The organism is Vulgatibacter sp. (assembly GCF_041687135.1).
In the GTDB taxonomy this organism is placed as follows: domain Bacteria; phylum Myxococcota; class Myxococcia; order Myxococcales; family Vulgatibacteraceae; genus JAWLCN01.
Map to the genome: position 1 here is coordinate 643,826 of NZ_JAWLCN010000002.1, position 15,969 is coordinate 659,794.

The following is a 15,969-nucleotide window of genomic DNA, read 5'->3' on the forward strand; positions in this document are numbered from 1 at the left end:
GCGGCGCGATCTTCGCACCGCTCCGTCCCGCAAGGCCAGGCCGGCCTCAGCGCTCCCTGCCGTCGTCGGTCTCCCGGCCGTCGTCCGTGCCGCTGCCGTCGTCGGTCGCCCTGCCGTCGTCCGTGTCGCTGCCGCCGTCGCCGTCGCGATCCGGGCAAGGCTCCCCGGTGCGACCGTCGCCGTCGCGGTCGCCGTGGTGCACGCCGGCGCAGGCCTCCGCAGCCGCCTCGCGGAGCGGGTAGCAGGTGGCGAAGCACTGCGACGCCCGGGCAGCCCGCGCCGCGCAATAGGCGCCCGGATCGCGGCACGCCTCCGCGAGCACATCACCATCGGTGGGCGGCGGGGGCCTGGTGCCGTCACGGACCGGCTCCTCGTCCATGTCGTCCGGCGCGCAGGCGTTCCGCAGCCGCTCCCTGCACGTCCGGTAGGTGCTGGCCCCGACCTCGCAATCGGTCTCGGTGGCGAAGCAGGCCCGGGCGGTATCGACCGCGTCGTCGCACGCCGCCTGGCAGACGCGGACCGCACGCTGGCGCTCGTCGTCGCAGCCCTGCATGCAGGTGCGCAGCGCCGTCGCCTCGGTGCTGCAGGCGGTGCGACCGTCGGCGTCCTCCCGCGTCCGATCCGTGCCGTCCGTCGTGGACGTGGCAGCGGCGAGGCAGCGCCGCAGATCCCGGGCGAGGGGGGCGCAGGTGGTCTCCAGATCCGCCACGCAGGTCCGGGCTGCGCGCCGGGCCTGGTCGCAGGTGGGGGCACGCCTCGTGGCCTCGTCACCGTCCACCGGCGAATTGACCGCGCCGGTGTCGGTCGAACCTTCGCCGCCGCCACAACCGAGGACGGCCAACAGCGCCGCCGCGCTCCAAAGCATCCGCAGATTCATGGGTCGCTCTCCTTGCCGGGCAGCCGCTTCCGTGCCCCGCCGACGACAGGTGTTCCCGCAGCAGCCGAAACCTTCGCCGCCGGTTCGTTTTTCCGGTCCGCTGCCGATGTTCCACCGCCACGACGGTGCCGTCGAGCAAGATGGTTTTCGCGCCCCCACCCCGGACGCAGGTGATCGGGAAGGGCGCAGGAATACAGAAAAGCGGACGAGCGTCTCCCTGTGGAAGGGGAGCCCGCGCGAGCTGGTGCGAAATCCCGCCCGGCAGGCCCGTGCGGATTCCCGCACTCCCCGAGCGGCCGTCCGATGCCTAGGCTGATCACATGGAGGTGGTGACGGTGGACTTCCGGGAATTGCTCAGCCGCCATGCAGCAATCGCCATCGAGAAGCAGCTACGGCTCGTCCGATCCGTCGCCGGCAGCGCCTGGAGCTGGGACATCTCCCAGGCGAGCTTCCGCATCGGGGAGAAGGCCTGGGCCTTCCAGCTCCTCGGCGTGGAGCAGGAGGCCAACGCCCACTGGCGCTGGGCCTGGGCCGATGCGGAGCAGGGACTCTCCCCCCGGCTCCTCGGCGCCGCCCGTGCCCTCCAGGCCTTCGGCCAGCGCTACGAGATCCGCGAGCTGGTGGAGGAGGAGATCCCGGTGACGGAGGTGAGTGGCCAGGAGATCGCCGCCCTCGCCTGCGGCCTCCTGGACACCCAGGGCTGGTGGCGCGCGCCCTTCGGCGGCGGCGTCGCCTGGCTCCTCCTCACCGACCTCGGCCTCGCCCGCTCGGCGACGCCGCGCCCGGCCGAGATGGCGCGGGTGCTCACCCGCACCCTCGCGATCCTGCCGGTGGATCACGCCATCGCCCTCGACTCCTACGTGGTCCACCACGGCGGATCGGTGGAACGCGCCGGCGCCACCGCGACGGCCCGGATGCGCGAAGGCGGGCACATGGTGGCGCGCTTCGACGAGCGCCACCGGATCGAGCGCCTCGAAGCCCGGGTCGCCTGAGCGCCCTTGCAAAACGAGGTTCGCGCGCAGCGCGGATCTTGTCCGCATGGTCCCGCGCCAGCGGGGCCGCGCGGGCAAGACACCAACCTCAGCCGGTGGCCTTGAGGCCGATGGCCAGCGCCCCGATCGACAGGAGCAGCGCCGCGTCGGAGCCCGGCTCCCCTGCCCGCTTGCGCCGCAGCAGCTCCAGCTGCATCCAGGAGAGCGGCTCCACGAAGCGGCGGCGACGTACGAGCGAGCGGCGCAGCTCGGGCTTGTGCTCGAGGAGGCGCTGCCGTCCGGTGATCGCCCGCAGCCAACGGAGCGTGCGCCGCCGCTCCTCGCGGATCCGGGGCCAGACCGCCTCCCGGAGCTCGGGCGAGGCGAGGCGCGCGTAACGAGCGGCGACACGGAAATCGGTTCCGGCGAGGACCGCCTCGGCGTTGTCGAGGACCCGGCCGAAGAAGGGCCAGCCGCGGTACATCGCGCGCAGCTCGTCGAGGCCGCCGGCCTGCGCCGCAACCTGTTCGAGGGCGCTACCCACGCCATACCAGCCGGGGAGCGAGATCCGGTTCTGGTTCCAGGCGAAGACCCAGGGGATCGCCCGCAGCGTCTCCAGCCCCCCCGCCTTCCGCTTCGCAGGCCGCGAGCCGATGTTCAGCTCGCCGATCTCGCCGAGGGGCGAGGCGGCGAGGAAGAAGTCGAGGAAAGCCGGGGTCGACCAGACGAGGCCGCGGTATGCCTCCCGCGCGACCTGCGCCATCCCGTCGAAGGCGACGATCCAGCGGGCCTCTTCGTCGGGTCCCGGGCGGCGCTCCGCCCCGGCGGTGTGGAGGAGCGCACCGGCGAGGAGCGTCTCCACCATCCGCAGCGCCAGCACCGGCCTGGCGAAACGCTGGTCGAGCGCCTCGCCCTGCTCGGTCTGCTTGAACCAGCCGGCGACGCTGCCCGGCGGCTGCGCCACGATCGCCTCCCATGCCGGACCGCCGCCGCGGGCCACCGTCTGGCCCCTGCCGTGGAAGAGACGCAGGCGCACCCCCGCCCGCGCCGCGACCTGCGGCATCCGCTCCAGGGCCCGGCGCAGCGCAGCGTTGGCAGCGAGGAAGCCCACCTCCTTGGCGGAGTCGCTGTAGCCGACCATCACCTCCTGCACCCCGCGCCGTTCGACGTGCCGCCGGTAGACCTCGTCGGCGAAGAGCTCTTCGAGGATCGCCGGGCCGTCGTCCAGCGCCTGCTCGGTCTCGAAGAGCGGCACCACGTCGACGGTGGCGCAGCCGCGCTCGTCGTCCCAGAGCCCCGCCGATCGGGCGCAGGCGAGGGCGTCGCGGATGTCTCGGGCGGAGGCGGCCATGGAGAGGATCAAGGTGCGGCAGGCGAACTCGCCACCCTGCGCCTGCAGCGCCGCGAGGCGGTGGAGCACGTCGAGCAGGCGCCGCGCCCCGTCGCTCGGCGGCTCGCCCCGGGCGAGGAAGGCCACCGCGTCGCGGGCATCTTCCGCCGGCACGCGGACCTCCGACTCGGCGATGGCGAAGCCCATCGTGCGCACGGTGGCTTCGAGCTCGCGCACCGCCCGCACGGCGTGGGCGCCCGCCTTCGCCTCCTCGAGCGTCGACGCGACGAGGTCGAGATCGGCGACCAGCTCCGCGGAGCTCGCGTAGGCGCCCTCGGCGCGATCGCGGCGGGTGGCGACGATCCGCGCCTCCATCCAGGCGAGCTTCCGTCGCCAGGGCTCGCGCTGCGCGTGGGCGACCACCAGCGGCGAGAGCCCGGCGAAGCGCCGTGCGTCCTCCTCGATCGAGCGCAGCAAGCGCCCGGGCACGTCGAGGTGTCCGGCGGATTGGGAGAGCGAGCGCCGCAGCTCCCGCAGCTCCGATTCGAGCAGCGCGAAGCGCCGATCGCGGTGGGTGCGCAGCGTCTGCTCGAAGACCTCGGCGGTGACCCGCGGGTTGCCGTCCATGTCGCTGCCCACCCAGGAGTGGAGCAGCAGCGGCGCGGGGTGGAAGCCGAGCGGCTCGCCGTGGACGCGGGCGAAAGCCTCCTCGATTCGCGAGGCGAGCCGGGGCGGCAGCGTCCAGAAGACGTCCTCGAGGTACCAGAGCGTCGACTTCACCTCGTCCCCGACGGTGGGCCGCTGGTCGCGGACCTCGTCGGTGAGCCAGAGGTCGTGGACCTCGCCGCGGATCGCTTCGGTGCCGCGGGCGCGTTCCTCCTCCGAGAGGCGGCAGCTCGCCTGCTCCTCGAGGACCGAGGCAATCCGGTAGAGCTTGCGCAGCTCGCTGCGCCGCGTGGCCTGCGTCGGGTGGGCGGTGAAAACCAGGGTGAGCCGCAGCGCCTCGACGAGCCGCCGCGTCGAGGCGGCATCGAGCCCGCGCTCGCGCAGCGCAGCGAAGGTCTCCTCCAGCGAGGCACGGCGGGGGATCCCGCTGGAGGCGAGCCGAACCACGAGATCGCTGCGCTCGGCGACGTTGAGCAGCTGCAGGGAGAGGCCGAGAAGGCGCACCAGCTTCTCGAGTTCGCTCGTGGAGAGCCGGTGGATCGTCGCCCGCAGCGTCGCCTGCCTCGATCCGGCGGGAAGGCGCCCTGCAGCCAGGAGGTGCTGGAAGTGCTCGCGCAACGCCCCCTCGCCCCGCTCCGCGAGGATCTCGTCGAGAAGGCGCAGGAGGAGGCGCTCGTGCCTTGCGGCACGGGGCCTCGGGGTGGGGGCTTCCGGATCGAACCACGACTCCATGGGGAGAGAAGGTCGGGGCGCGGTGGCGCTCCCGCAATCGTCCGGAGCGACGGAACGTTCAGCAGGCGTCCGAAACGACGGCGCTCCCGTTGCGCTGCTCGGCATAGGCCCGGGCAGCGGGCACGGCGACGAGCGCGCCTTCCGGATAGCGGAGCGCGGTGAGCTTGCCGCCGAAGACACAACCGGTGTCGAGATTCACCGTCCCGGAGACCACCCGCGGCTCCTCCACCGGCGTGTGCCCGTAGACCACCAGCGCGTCGCCCCGGTAGGCGCTGGCCCAATCGCGCCGCTCCGGATAGCCCTGCGCATCGACCCTGCCGGTGGTCTCGCCGTAGAGCGCCGCCGCCTGCACCTTGGGCGAATCGCGTCCCTGCATCCGGGCAGGGAGGCCGCCGTGCGCCACCACCAGCCGGCCCTCGTCGAGCTGGAAGTGGTGCGGCAGCGTCGAGAGGAAGAAGACCAGGCGCTCGAGGAAGGCGGGCTCCACCGCCTCGAGCTGCTCCAGGGTCTGCTCCAGCCCGCCGCTCACCCGCACGTCCCTGCCGTGGAGCTTGCGCAGGAGCTTGGCCTCGTGGTTGCCGGTGACGGAGAGGGCCACGCCGTCCGCCACCGCGTCCATCGCCAGCTGGAGCACCTCGACGATCTTCGGTCCGCGGTCGACGAGATCGCCGACGAAGACGAGCTTGCGACCCTCGGGGTGGTGCAGGCGGAAGCGGCCCTCCTGCCTCTCCACCTGCCAACCGAGCTCGTGGAGGAGCGCCAGCAGCTCGTCGAAGCAGCCGTGCACGTCGCCGACGAGATCGAAGGGACCCTGCTCGCCCTTGCGGTTGCTGGGCAGCGGCACCCGCACGATCGAGGCGCCATCGACCCCCTCCGGCGAGCGGAGGTTGTGAACCTGGCGGAAGCCCTCGCGGCCGAGGTGCCGGGACTGGTGCAGATCGACCACGTGCTTCTCGATCACCTCGGCGCCCACGCGCCTGGGACGGGCCGCGTCGCGGGCGATGCAGATCTCGGCCGGCAGGTCGAAGACCACCGCCACCGCAGGCACGTGGGTCCGCCTGGCGAGGGCGAGGAGGGAACGGCGGGCGTCCGGCTGCACGTTGGTCGCGTCGACCACCGTCAATCGGCCCCGGCGCAGCCGCTTCTCGACGATGACGTGGAGGACGTCGAAGGCGTCCCGGGTGGCGCTCTGGTCCCCCTCGTCGTCCGCCACCAGCGCCCGGCACTCGTCGGAGGAGACCACCTCCGTCGGCGCGAAATGGCGCCGGGCAAAGGTGGACTTGCCCGAGGCGGCGGGGCCGACGAGGAGGACGAGGGCAAGCTCGGGAAGGGGCAGTCGCACCGGCGGAAGCTCTCCATGGAGGACGGGGTCTGGTATCCCAGCATGCCATACGCCTGCAGCGTCGGTTGCATTCCGGCTTTTCTGCGCCTGCCGGCCTGCCCCCTCGGCCGGCGTTCGTTGCGAACCGCCCGTCCGGTCTCCACCAGTGAAGTACGCGACGAGAGAGCGGAGGCCAGAGCATGCGAGCGTTGATCTACGAGCGGCCCTTCCACGTGACCGTGGGCAGGAAGCCCGATCCGAAAATCGAACATCCCAACGACATCATCCTCAAGGTGACGCGGACGGCGATCTGCGGCTCGGACCTGCACCTGCTCCACGGCGGCGTGCCCGACTGCAGGCCCGGCCACACCTTCGGCCACGAATTCGCCGGCGAAGTGATCGAGATGGGCCCCAGCGTGCGCAACCGCAGGCTCGGCGAGCGCGTGGTCCTTCCCTTCCCGATCGCCTGCGGCAGCTGCTACTTCTGCAGCAGGGGGCTCTCCGCCAACTGCGAGAACACCAACCCGAACAGCGACCTGGCCTGCGGCGTCTTCGGCTATTCGCACACCACCGGCGGCTACGACGGCGGGCAGGCGGAGTACGTCCGGGTTCCCTTCGGCGACGTGAATCCCTTCCCCATCCCCGACGACATGAGCGAGGAGGACGTGCTCTTCCTCAGCGACATCCTGCCCACGGGCTACCAGGCAGCCGAGATGGCGGAGATCTCGCCGGGCGACACCGTGGCGATCTTCGGCGCCGGCCCGGTGGGCCTCTTCGCCGCGAAGTCGGCGTGGCTGATGGGCGCAGGTCGCGTGATCGTCGTCGATCACGTCGACTACCGGCTCGACTTCGCCCGCCGCTACGCGAAGGTCGAGACGGTGAACTTCAAGGAGGTCGGCAACTACGACGTGGTCGGCTGGCTGCGCGATCAGACCGCGGGGCGCGGCCCGGACGCCTGCATCGACGCCGTCGGCATGGAGGCGGTGGGCGATCCCGTCCAGAAGTTCATCGGCCTCGGCCTCAAGCTGCAGGCGGGCAATCCGGTGGTGATCAACTGGTGCATCGACGCCGTCCGCAAGAACGGCAGGGTCTCGATCATCGGTGTCTACGGACCGCCCTTCAACCTCGTCTCGATCGGCACCGCCATGAACAAGGGCCTCACCCTGCGGATGAACCAGTGCAACGTGCATCGCTACCAGCAGCACCTGCTCGAGCACATCCGCTCCGGCAGGATCGACGCCAGGGGGATCATCACCCACCGCCTGCCGCTGGAGCAGGCGCCCTACGCCTACCAGATCTTCAGCGACAAGAAGGACGGCTGCATCAAATGCGTGCTGGTCCCCGGGATGGAGGCGAGCCCCACGGTCCATTGATTCTCGCGTTCTCGCGGCGCCTCGTGGGCCTCGCGAGGGGAAGGAGCGACGACATGAACGGCGAACATCCCGAGATCTTCGGCTGGGGGGCCGACGCCAGGCCCGAGCAGCGGCCGGGCATCCCGCGCGAGCTCGAGCCGGGGAAATTGCGCGGCGCCTGGTGGGACGAGCCCGAGCGGCAGCAGCTCCCCGCAGGGCTCGAGATCACCCTCGGCGAGCAATACGACAGGCTGCCCCCGGCCTTCGCCACCACCCAGCCGCCGAGCGGCGTGAGCGGGATGATGCGCAAGGCCGCCTACCGGATTCCGGAATACAAGGCGACCCACTGGATGATCCTCCTGCTCGCGGACCGGGTGAACGCGGTGGAGTGGAGCCTGGGCAATCGCGGCGAGACGCAGGGCGGCAAGAGCCTGCTCCTGCCGCTCGGCGCCGCAGCTGCGGGGCTCTTCCTCCTGCGCCGGCTGGGCCGCGACGACAAGCGGGTGCGGCGCGAGCGAAAGGAGCACGCGCGCCACCGCCGGGATCCGGGCACCGCCCGGGAGGCTTCGTGGGTTGCGCGGAGCCGGCAGCCTGCACACCGTTAGGCGAAGACGAGGTTCGGGCGTCGCTTACCGGCGGCGTCCGTTGGGCCGGGGTCGGGCTTACATCCCGCCCGGCCCTCTTTCGTTCCTGGCGCGCTCCGACATCGCGGCGCCGACTCGTCAGCCGGCGGGCTGCTCCGGCGCCTCCTCGGGGCAGGCGCCCAGCGGCAGCCGCACGGTGAAGGTCGATCCCCTGTCGACCTCGCTGCGCACCGAGATGCTGCCGCCGTGGGACTCGACGATCCGGCGGACGATGTAGAGCCCGAGCCCCACGCCCTTCTTCCGCCTGCTGGCGCGGGTGCGCTCGAAGGGCGTGAAGATCCGGTCCAGGTCCTCGGACGGGATCCCCATGCCCCGATCCTCCACCTCGAGCACCGCCTCGTCGCCTTCCCTGCGGAGGCGCACCTCGATCGGCGCGTCGGGGCCGTATTTGATCGCGTTGCCGAGGAGGTTGGTGAGCACCTGCTCGAGGCGGCTCCGGTCGAAACATCCCACCAGCCCCTCCTCGAGCCGGAGCTCGATCGGTGCCGACGCGCTCGCCGATTCGTAGGCATGGGCGTCGGCCACCTCCCGCACCAGCTCGGCGAGGTCGAAGGGCTCGACCCGGAGATCGAAGCGGCCGGCCTGCGCGCGGGTGGTATCGAGGAGGTCCGAGGTGAGCTGGATCAGGCGCTGCACGCCGCGCTCGGCGGCAGCGAGCCGCGGCGCGAGGTCGCGCAGCGGCGCCTCCGGATTCTTCTCGATCTGGCGCTCCGCGGCCCGGACCTGCAGACGCAAGGCGGCGAGGGGATTGCGGAGCTCGTGGCTCGCGATTGCCCAGGTCTCGTCGCGGGCGCGTATCGCCTCCTGCGCATCGGCATAGAGCTGCGCGTTCTCCACCGCGGTCGCGACGCGCAGGCCCAGTTCCTGCGCGAGGGCGAGATCACGCTCCTCGAACTGGCGGCCACTCTCGGTCGAGAGAAGCGAGAGGATGCCGACCGTCCTGCCGTGGGCCTGGAGCGGAACGGTGACGGAGGAGACGAGCCCTATCGCGCGGGCGAATTCGATCTCCTCCGGCGTGAAGCGGGAGGCCATGCCGTCGGGGAAGGCCTCGCGGACGAGGATCGACCTGCCCTCGCCGATGACCTGGCCGCGGACGCCGTCCGCGCAGCCGCGGGCGCGGACGAAGTCCTCGGCCAGGCGCTGCTTCTCCGGATCGTGGAGGAAGAGCGCCACCTCGTTCATCCTGCCCGTCGGCTCGATCCGGTCGACGACGCAGCCGTCGGCGAAGCGCGGCACCACGAGGGCCGCCAGCTGCCGCAGGCTCTCGTCGATGTCGAGGGAGGTGGCGAGGAGCCTGCCTGCCTCCGCGAGGAACGCCCGCTCGTCCTCGGCGCGCCTGCGCTCGGTGATGTCGATCATCGCGGCGATCGCCCCGACGATCTCGCCGTCCTCGCTCCGCAACGGCGAAGCCGAGTGGAGGATGGTGCGGCGCCTGCCGTCGAAGGCCACGATCTCGATGGTCTCGTCCCGGCTCTCCTCGCCCCGGGCCAGGGCGCGGCGGGCGCCCCACTCCGTCGGGCCCACCGGCCTCCCGCTCTCGGCCCACCAGGCGCGGTCGTCGAAGCTCCCGTCCTCGGGGCCGGTGCCCACCGGCGCGCCCTCGCCCCAGATCGCGCGGAAGGCGCGGTTCACCGCCTGGAGCCTGCCGAAGCGATCGAGCACGAGCAGGCCCACCGGGAGCAGATCGAGCATCACCGAGAGCCGCCTGCGCTCCGCGTCGAGGTTGCGCCCCTGCGCCTGCAAGGCTGCACGGAGCTGGTGCTGCACCACGCCGGCGGACGCGCGCTCCACCATCGCCCGGAGGAGCAGCTTGTCCTCGTCGGAGAACTCGTTCGCCGTGCAGGAGCTCATGTGGGCGACGCCGATCACCTGGCCCTGCTGCACCATCGGAACGCCGTAGAGCGTCCTTGCGCCGCGGGCCCGGAGCGCCTCGCTCCGGACCATCGGATCGTGGGCGGCGTCGCGGAGCTCGAGGGGCTGGGCGCTGGCAGCGACCGTGCCCGAGAAGCCCTCGCCCGGCTGGACGGCGAAGCTGCCCAGGTCCGTCTCGAGGCCCACCGTGGCGCGGACCCGCAACATGCCGTCGGGCTCCACCAGCAGCACCGCGACCGTGTCGATGGCGGGGTTCTCGCGGAGCAGCACCTCGATGAGCTGCTGGAGGTAGGTGTCCAGGTCGGGTGTCTCCAGCGCTGCGGCGGAGATGCGACCGAGCGCCACCAGGGTCCGGTGGCGGGTCTCGGTGTAGCGATCCACCGCGGTGGCGATGGCGGCGTCGAGCACCTCGTGGAGGAGGGGGATCGCGAAGCCGCTGCCTCCGTCGGAGGACCACCGGGCGAGCACCGCCTGGCGGAGGGTCCCGTACTCCTCGACCACCGTCGCGAGGTCGAAGCCGAGGTCGAGCCGCTGCAGGGCGTGGATGGCGGCGAAGGGATTCTCCCCCGCCAAGCGATCGGGATCGGCGAGGGCCGCCAGCTGGTCGAGGAGCTGGGGCAGATGGTCGCGGAGCGCGCTCGGCGAGAGATCCCGCCCATCGCCACGCTTGCGGACGGCAGCTTCCCAATCCTGGATGATGCCGTCGCGTTCCCGACGCAGGAAGGCGGCAAGTCGCCGTGCGAGGTCGGGTGGCATCGGCGCCGAGGCGATCGCCATAGCTGGGAATCTAGGCATGGGAGGGCATGGGATGGACCCGTTTCGCTACGAAAACCGCTGGGCGCTGGTGACGGGCGCCTCCTCCGGGATCGGTGCTGCCTTCGCCTGGGCGCTCGCCACCCGGGGGATGCACCTGCTCCTCGCCGCGCGGCGGGCGGAGCGGCTCGAGGCGCTCGCGGCGGAGCTCTCCGCGGCCCATGGGATCGAGGCGATCCCCCTCCCCTGTGATCTCGCCGAGCCGGCGGCCCCTCGCCTGCTCTGGGAGCGGGCGAGCGCCGGCAGGGAGATCCACCTGCTCGTCAACGACGCGGGCTTCGGCCTGCAGGGGCGCTTCGACGAGTCCCCCCTGGAACGCCAGCTGGAGATGGTGCGGGTCAACGACCTCGCCCTGACCGAGCTCTGCGGCAGGGCGCTGCCCCCGATGCGCGCGCGGGGGGCGGGCGGCGTGATCAACCTGGGCTCGGTGGTGGGCTTCCTGCCGGTGCCGGGCTTCGCGGTCTACGCTGCGAGCAAGGCCTACGTGCTCACCCTCTCCGAGGCACTCTGGGAGGAGAGCCGCCACGACGGCGTCCGGGTCCTCGCCCTGTGCCCGGGCGGCGTGGGCACCGAATTCCAGGCGGTGGCGGGCTCCGATCTGCCCGCCGGCGGCCTCGGCGTCCTCTCTCCCGATCAGGTGGCGGAGGCCGCCCTGCACGGCCTCGACCGCGGGGTGCCGGTGGTGGTGCCGGGCCTCGCCAACCGGGCGGCGGCAGCAGCGCCGCGCCTTCTGCCCCGCAGCTGGATCACCCGGACCTCCGGCTGGTTCCGGCGGCGGGTGAGCGGCGGCCACTGAGCCGCGGTCAGTGAGCGTGGGCGGGGCCGAAGGCAGACAGCGCCCACATCACGCCGATTCCCGCGAGGAGGGCGAGCGAGAGCGAGAGGCGCTGCGCCTTGTGGCGGTGGAGATCGGGGATGAGGTCCGCCACCGCGAGGTGGAGGAAGGTCCCCGCCGAGAAGGCGAGGGCCGCGGCGCCGAAGCGCTCGTGATCGAAGCGCTGGGAGAGGACGAAGTAGAGCGTGGCGCCGAGCGGGAGCATCAGGGTGAAGAGCCCGGTCAGGAGCAGGGCGCGCCGCGCGGCGTAGCGCTCGTGGAGCAGGATCGCCGCCAGCGAGAAGGACGAGGGCAGCTTGTGGAAGAGGATGGCGAGGAAGACGCTGGTTCCCACGCCGATCTCGATCGCCGTCCCCAGGGCGAAGCCGTCGGCGAGGGTGTGGAGGGACATCCCCACGAAGGCGGCGACGCCCACGGTGCCGTGGGGTGCGTGATCGTGGCCGTGGGCAGCGCCCTCCTCGTGGGCGTGGAGGCCGTGGACCTCGCAGCCCTGCGCCTCCTCCTCCTTGCACCAATGCACGAGCACGTAGCGCTCGAGCAGGAAGAGGAAGAGGAAGCCGCCCAGCGTCCAGGAGAGGGAGGGCAGCCCGCCTTCGTGCAGCGCCTCGGGCAGCATGTGGAAGAAGGCGGCGCCGAGCATCACGCCGGCGGAGAACGAGAGGAGCTGGTTGGTGCGGGAGCGGATCGCGGGGAAGACCACCGGGATCGCGGCGCCGACGAGCGACCCGCCGGTGATGCCGACCACGTAGAGCGAGAGGAGGATCGCCGGGGTCATCTGCGCTTTCCTGCCGTTGCGGCGGGCCTGGTGCGGGCGACGCGCTCGCGGAGGCCGAGCGCCTCGAGGCGCCGGGCCAGCGTGTTGCGGTGGATCCCGAGGTAGTCGGCTGCGGCCGAGACGGCGGTGGTGCGCTCCAGCGAGAGCCGCAGCAGCGCCCGCTCCATCTGCGCCAGCACCGTGTCGTAGAGCGCAGGGAGGCGCTGCTCGCCCAGGCGCTCGAGGAGGTCGGCGAGCTTCTCGTAGCAGAGCGCTTCGAGGGATTTCCGGGTGGCGCGCTGCGCCGGAGGAAGCGAGGCGGGCGCCGCCGCTGCGAGGAGGCGGGGATCGACCACGGCCACGTCGCCCCTGGCGAGCCGCGCCGCCGCCTCGCCCTCGGCGAGCCGCTCCACGTAGAGCCCCGCCCGGGCCAGCGCACGCGCAAGCTCGTCGTCCGCTCGATCTGCCCGCAGGAGCGCCCGCAAGAAAAGCCTCGCCGCACATCCCGCCCGCGCCGGTGCGGACGGGCGGCGCATCCTGCCCGCGAGCCCCCCTAGATGCAACTCCCTTGCATCTTCGTGGCCGCGGGGCTTGCGCGGCTGCCGAGCGAGCGGCTATTCGGGAATGCCCCCGGCAGCCGTGGCGTTCCCGCGCGGGCCGGAGGCCAGGTATCCATGCGTCCACGTACCGCCATCTTGGCCGGCCTCGCCGGCGCCCTCAGCCTCGCCTGCGTCTCGAAATCCGAGGCCCCCGCACGTGCCGAGGGGAAGCCGGAGGCCGAGCAGGCCACCGTGATCTTCACCGCCGACATCTGGGGCCAGCTCGAGCCGTGCGGCTGCTCCGCGGACATGCTCGGCGGCCTCGACCGCGCCGCCACCTGGGTGCGGCAGCAGCGAGCCGAGGGGCCGACGCTGCTCGTGGACGCAGGCGACGCCTTCTTCGACGCGACGGAATACGAGGAGCGGGACGAGCCGCAGGCGCGCCGCAGGGCCGAGGCGGTGGCGCAGGCCCTGGTGTCGATGGGCGTGGACGCCAAGGCGCGCTTCGAGCGCGACACCGTCTTTCCCGTCGAGGCGATGCCCGCGCAGAAGCTCCTCGGCGGCCCGCGGGTGCTCGAAGCAGGCGGCGTGCGCCTCGGCCTGGTGCCGGTGGACGCGCTCCACGGCGCAGGCGCGCCGGCGGCCCTCGCCGCAGGGGTGGCGCAGGCCCGCAAGCAGGGGGCCGAGGTGGTGGCTGCGCTGATCCACGCGCCGCGGCAGCAGGTGCTCGGCCTCTCCGGTGCAGCGAAGCAGGCGGGCGCCGACTTCGTCGTCGGCAGCCACATCGACCGGATCGCCGACGGCGAGGAGGCCCGCATGGTGCAGGCCGAGCTGCCGGTCTTCTTCACCATGGCCCGGGGCCAGAGCCTTCTCGCCATCGAGCTCCTGCTGCGGGGCGAAGGTCCGCTGCAGATCGCCGGCAACCCGGCGGAGCGGGAGAAGGAGATCGCCGGTTTCGGCGAGCGGATCCGCTCCTACGAGAGCCGCATCGCCGCGCTGCCGCCGGACGCGGACCGGGCGCCCTTCGAGATGAAGATCCGCGAGCTGCGCGAGCGGCGCCGCGCCCTCGCCGAGGAGAAGGTGCAGCCGCCAGCCACCGGCAGCTACCTCGCCTGGCAATTCGTCCCGGTGACCGAGGATCGCGCCGGTGATCACGCCGTGAAGGAGATCCTCGCCTCCTACGATCGCGACGTGGCTGCGGCGAACCTCGCGTACGCGCAGGCCCATCCCAGGGCCTGCCCGGAGCCGGCGCAGGGCGAGGCCGTCTACGTGGGGGGAGAGGCGTGCGTGGGCTGCCACGCGGCGGCGCAGGCCTTCTGGAAGGGGACCGGGCACGCCCACGCCTTCGAGACGTTGGAGACGATCGGAAAGCAATACGATCTCAACTGCATCTCCTGCCACGTCACCGGCTGGGAGAGGCCGGGCGGCGCCTGCGACGTGGCCCGGGTCGAGGGCCGCAAGGACGTCACCTGTGAGTCCTGCCATGGCCCCGGGTCGCTCCACGCAGCGGCGCCGACGCAGGTGAAGCTCCCGGCGCAGGTGGGCGAGCAGACCTGCAAGAGCTGCCACACCCCCGAGAACTCGACGGCGTTCGACTACGGAACCTACCTGCAGAAGATCGTCGGGCCGGGCCACGGCGAGAAGGCGAAGTGATGGACGGGACCTTCCTTCGGCGGGCCTGCGGGCACGGAGGCGCCGGCCTCGTCGCAGCCCTGATCGCCCTCGCCCCGCTGGGCGCCGGTGCCGAGCTGCCTGCGCCGGCAGTTGCAGCGGACGAAGCTGCGGCAGACGACCCGGTCGGCGACGACGCGCCGGCGGACGACGCCCTCGCTCCGGACGACGAGATGGAGGCGCTCCGCGCCGTCGAGGCAGCGGCCCTCTCCCGCAACAACCTCCTCGACCTCGACCGGGCGATGCGCCTCCTCGGCCCCGCCAATCCCTGGCGCAGCAGGATCCGCGGCTCCCTCGATCTCGACGCCAGCGAATGGCCCGCGGTGCTCGAGGCAGCGGACGCGGCGCCTGCCCGGGCGCTGGCCGGCGAGCTCCCCTTCCCCGTCGAATCGGTGGCGACCCGCTTCGACATCCCCGTCGAGTACAACGACGCGGTCGCCGAATACCTCGCCTTCTTCCAGGGCCCCGGGCGCGGCTGGTTCGGGCGCTGGATCGAGCGCTCGGGGCGCTACGTGCCGCTCTTCCGCGCCATCCTCCGGGAGCACGGCGTCCCCGAGGATCTCGTCTACCTCTCGATGATCGAGAGCGGCTTCTCGATGCAGGCGCGCTCCTGGGCAGCGGCGGTCGGCCCCTGGCAGTTCATCCCCGGCACCGGCGACATGTACGGGCTGCGCAACGACTTCTGGGTGGACGAGCGGCAGGATCCGGTGAAGTCGACCCGGGCCGCCGCCCGCTTCCTCAAGCGGCTCCACGAGGCGTGGGGCGATTGGTATCTCGCCTGGGCCGGCTACAACGCCGGGCCGGGCCGGGTGAAGAAGGCGGTCGAGCGCTTCGGCACGAAGGATTTCTGGGCGATCGCCGCGGCCGAAGGCGGCTGGCCCAAGGAGACGCGGCAATACGTCCCCAAGCTCATCGCCGCCGCGCTCATCGCCAAGCACCCCGAGCTCTTCGGCTTCGACGATCTCGCGCTCCAGGCGCCGCTCGCGTGGGAGACGGTGGAGCTTCCCGATGCCACCGACCTCGCCGTGATCGCGCGCTGCGCCGGCGTGACGGTGGAGCAGATCCGGGAGCTCAACCCCGAGCTGCGCAGGTGGGCCACCCCGCCCGTTTCCCCCGGCGGCAAGCCCTACGAGCTGCGCCTGCCGGTGGGCACCAGCGAGTCCTTCGCCACCCACTTCGCCGCGGTGAAGCCCACCGAGCGGCTCACCTTCCGCGGCTACAAGGTGCGGCCCGGCGACACGCTGGGCGCGATCGCCATCGCCTTCGACACCACGGTCGAGAACGTGATGCGCACCAACGGGATCAAGAATCCCCGGGCGCTGCGGATCGGCCAGGAGCTGATCATCCCCGTGCCGCCGAGCGCCACGCCGCGCAGCGCCGGGACGCGCCACGTGCGCGCCTCCTCCGCCGGCAAGCGGATCACCGGCGCCACGGGCGGCGGCAAGCACCACGTACTCCAGGCCGGCGAGACCCTCGGCCACGTGGCGCTCCGCTACGGCGTGAGCGTGGACCAGCTCAAGCGCCTCAACGGCATCCGCGACGTGCGCAAGGTGCGGGTGGGCCAGAAGCTCCGGGTGCGCTGACCCGGCAGG

The 15,969-nt window shown here is 72.4% G+C and carries 12 protein-coding genes; 6 read left to right on the top strand and 6 right to left on the bottom strand.

Annotated features, from left to right (window positions below; translation table 11 throughout):
- Positions 1-46: 46 nt before the first annotated feature.
- Entirely contained in the window at positions 47-877 is an 831-nt protein-coding gene (locus tag ACESMR_RS06615) for a hypothetical protein (RefSeq protein WP_373046142.1), read from the bottom strand.
- 320 nt (positions 878-1,197) lie between these two features.
- On the opposite strand from ACESMR_RS06615, the gene ACESMR_RS06620 reads away from it, so the two are divergent.
- Positions 1,198-1,869, top strand: coding sequence for a DUF6882 domain-containing protein (locus ACESMR_RS06620; RefSeq protein WP_373046143.1), 672 nt, complete (start codon positions 1,198-1,200; stop codon positions 1,867-1,869).
- 88 nt (positions 1,870-1,957) lie between these two features.
- Here the strand turns inward: ACESMR_RS06620 and ACESMR_RS06625 are convergent, their stop codons facing one another.
- Both ACESMR_RS06625 and ACESMR_RS06630 read right to left on the bottom strand, forming a co-directional pair.
- Complete coding sequence (locus tag ACESMR_RS06625) at positions 1,958-4,576, bottom strand: phosphoenolpyruvate carboxylase (protein WP_373046144.1); 2,619 nt, start codon at positions 4,574-4,576, stop codon at positions 1,958-1,960.
- A gap of 58 nt (positions 4,577-4,634) precedes the next feature.
- Positions 4,635-5,918: an AAA family ATPase gene (locus tag ACESMR_RS06630; protein ID WP_373046146.1), complete on the bottom strand. Its 1,284-nt coding sequence runs from the start codon at positions 5,916-5,918 to the stop codon at positions 4,635-4,637.
- Positions 5,919-6,097: 179 nt separating this feature from the next.
- Here ACESMR_RS06630 and ACESMR_RS06635 point away from each other — a divergent pair, with 179 nt between their 5' ends.
- Positions 6,098-7,270: a zinc-dependent alcohol dehydrogenase gene (locus tag ACESMR_RS06635; RefSeq protein WP_373046147.1), complete on the top strand. Its 1,173-nt coding sequence runs from the start codon at positions 6,098-6,100 to the stop codon at positions 7,268-7,270.
- Positions 7,271-7,323: 53 nt separating this feature from the next.
- Positions 7,324-7,854, top strand: a complete 531-nt coding sequence (locus tag ACESMR_RS06640; RefSeq protein WP_373046149.1) for a hypothetical protein — start codon at positions 7,324-7,326, stop codon at positions 7,852-7,854.
- A gap of 117 nt (positions 7,855-7,971) precedes the next feature.
- Here ACESMR_RS06640 and ACESMR_RS06645 read toward each other — a convergent pair whose 3' ends face one another.
- Positions 7,972-10,542, bottom strand: coding sequence for an ATP-binding protein (locus tag ACESMR_RS06645; protein WP_373046151.1), 2,571 nt, complete (start codon positions 10,540-10,542; stop codon positions 7,972-7,974).
- A 31-nt stretch (positions 10,543-10,573) separates the two neighbouring features.
- On the opposite strand from ACESMR_RS06645, the gene ACESMR_RS06650 reads away from it, so the two are divergent.
- A complete protein-coding gene (locus ACESMR_RS06650) occupies positions 10,574-11,374 on the top strand; it encodes an SDR family NAD(P)-dependent oxidoreductase (RefSeq protein ID WP_373046152.1) in 801 nt (266 codons plus the stop codon).
- Positions 11,375-11,381: 7 nt separating this feature from the next.
- Here ACESMR_RS06650 and ACESMR_RS06655 read toward each other — a convergent pair whose 3' ends face one another.
- Together ACESMR_RS06655 and ACESMR_RS06660 are read right to left on the bottom strand one after the other, a co-directional pair.
- Positions 11,382-12,188: a ZIP family metal transporter gene (locus tag ACESMR_RS06655; protein WP_373046154.1), complete on the bottom strand. Its 807-nt coding sequence runs from the start codon at positions 12,186-12,188 to the stop codon at positions 11,382-11,384.
- The gene (locus tag ACESMR_RS06660) at positions 12,185-12,652 is read right to left on the bottom strand and encodes a helix-turn-helix domain-containing protein (RefSeq protein ID WP_373046155.1); all 468 of its coding nucleotides are present in this window, start codon (positions 12,650-12,652) and stop codon (positions 12,185-12,187) included. Before ACESMR_RS06660 ends, ACESMR_RS06655 begins: the two co-directional genes overlap by 4 nt.
- 189 nt (positions 12,653-12,841) lie before the next feature.
- Here ACESMR_RS06660 and ACESMR_RS06665 point away from each other — a divergent pair, with 189 nt between their 5' ends.
- Positions 12,842-14,359: a multiheme c-type cytochrome gene (locus tag ACESMR_RS06665; RefSeq protein WP_373046157.1), complete on the top strand. Its 1,518-nt coding sequence runs from the start codon at positions 12,842-12,844 to the stop codon at positions 14,357-14,359.
- Complete coding sequence (locus tag ACESMR_RS06670; protein ID WP_373046158.1) at positions 14,359-15,960, top strand: lytic transglycosylase domain-containing protein; 1,602 nt, start codon at positions 14,359-14,361, stop codon at positions 15,958-15,960. Before ACESMR_RS06665 ends, ACESMR_RS06670 begins: the two co-directional genes overlap by 1 nt.
- Positions 15,961-15,969 lie beyond the last annotated feature (9 nt).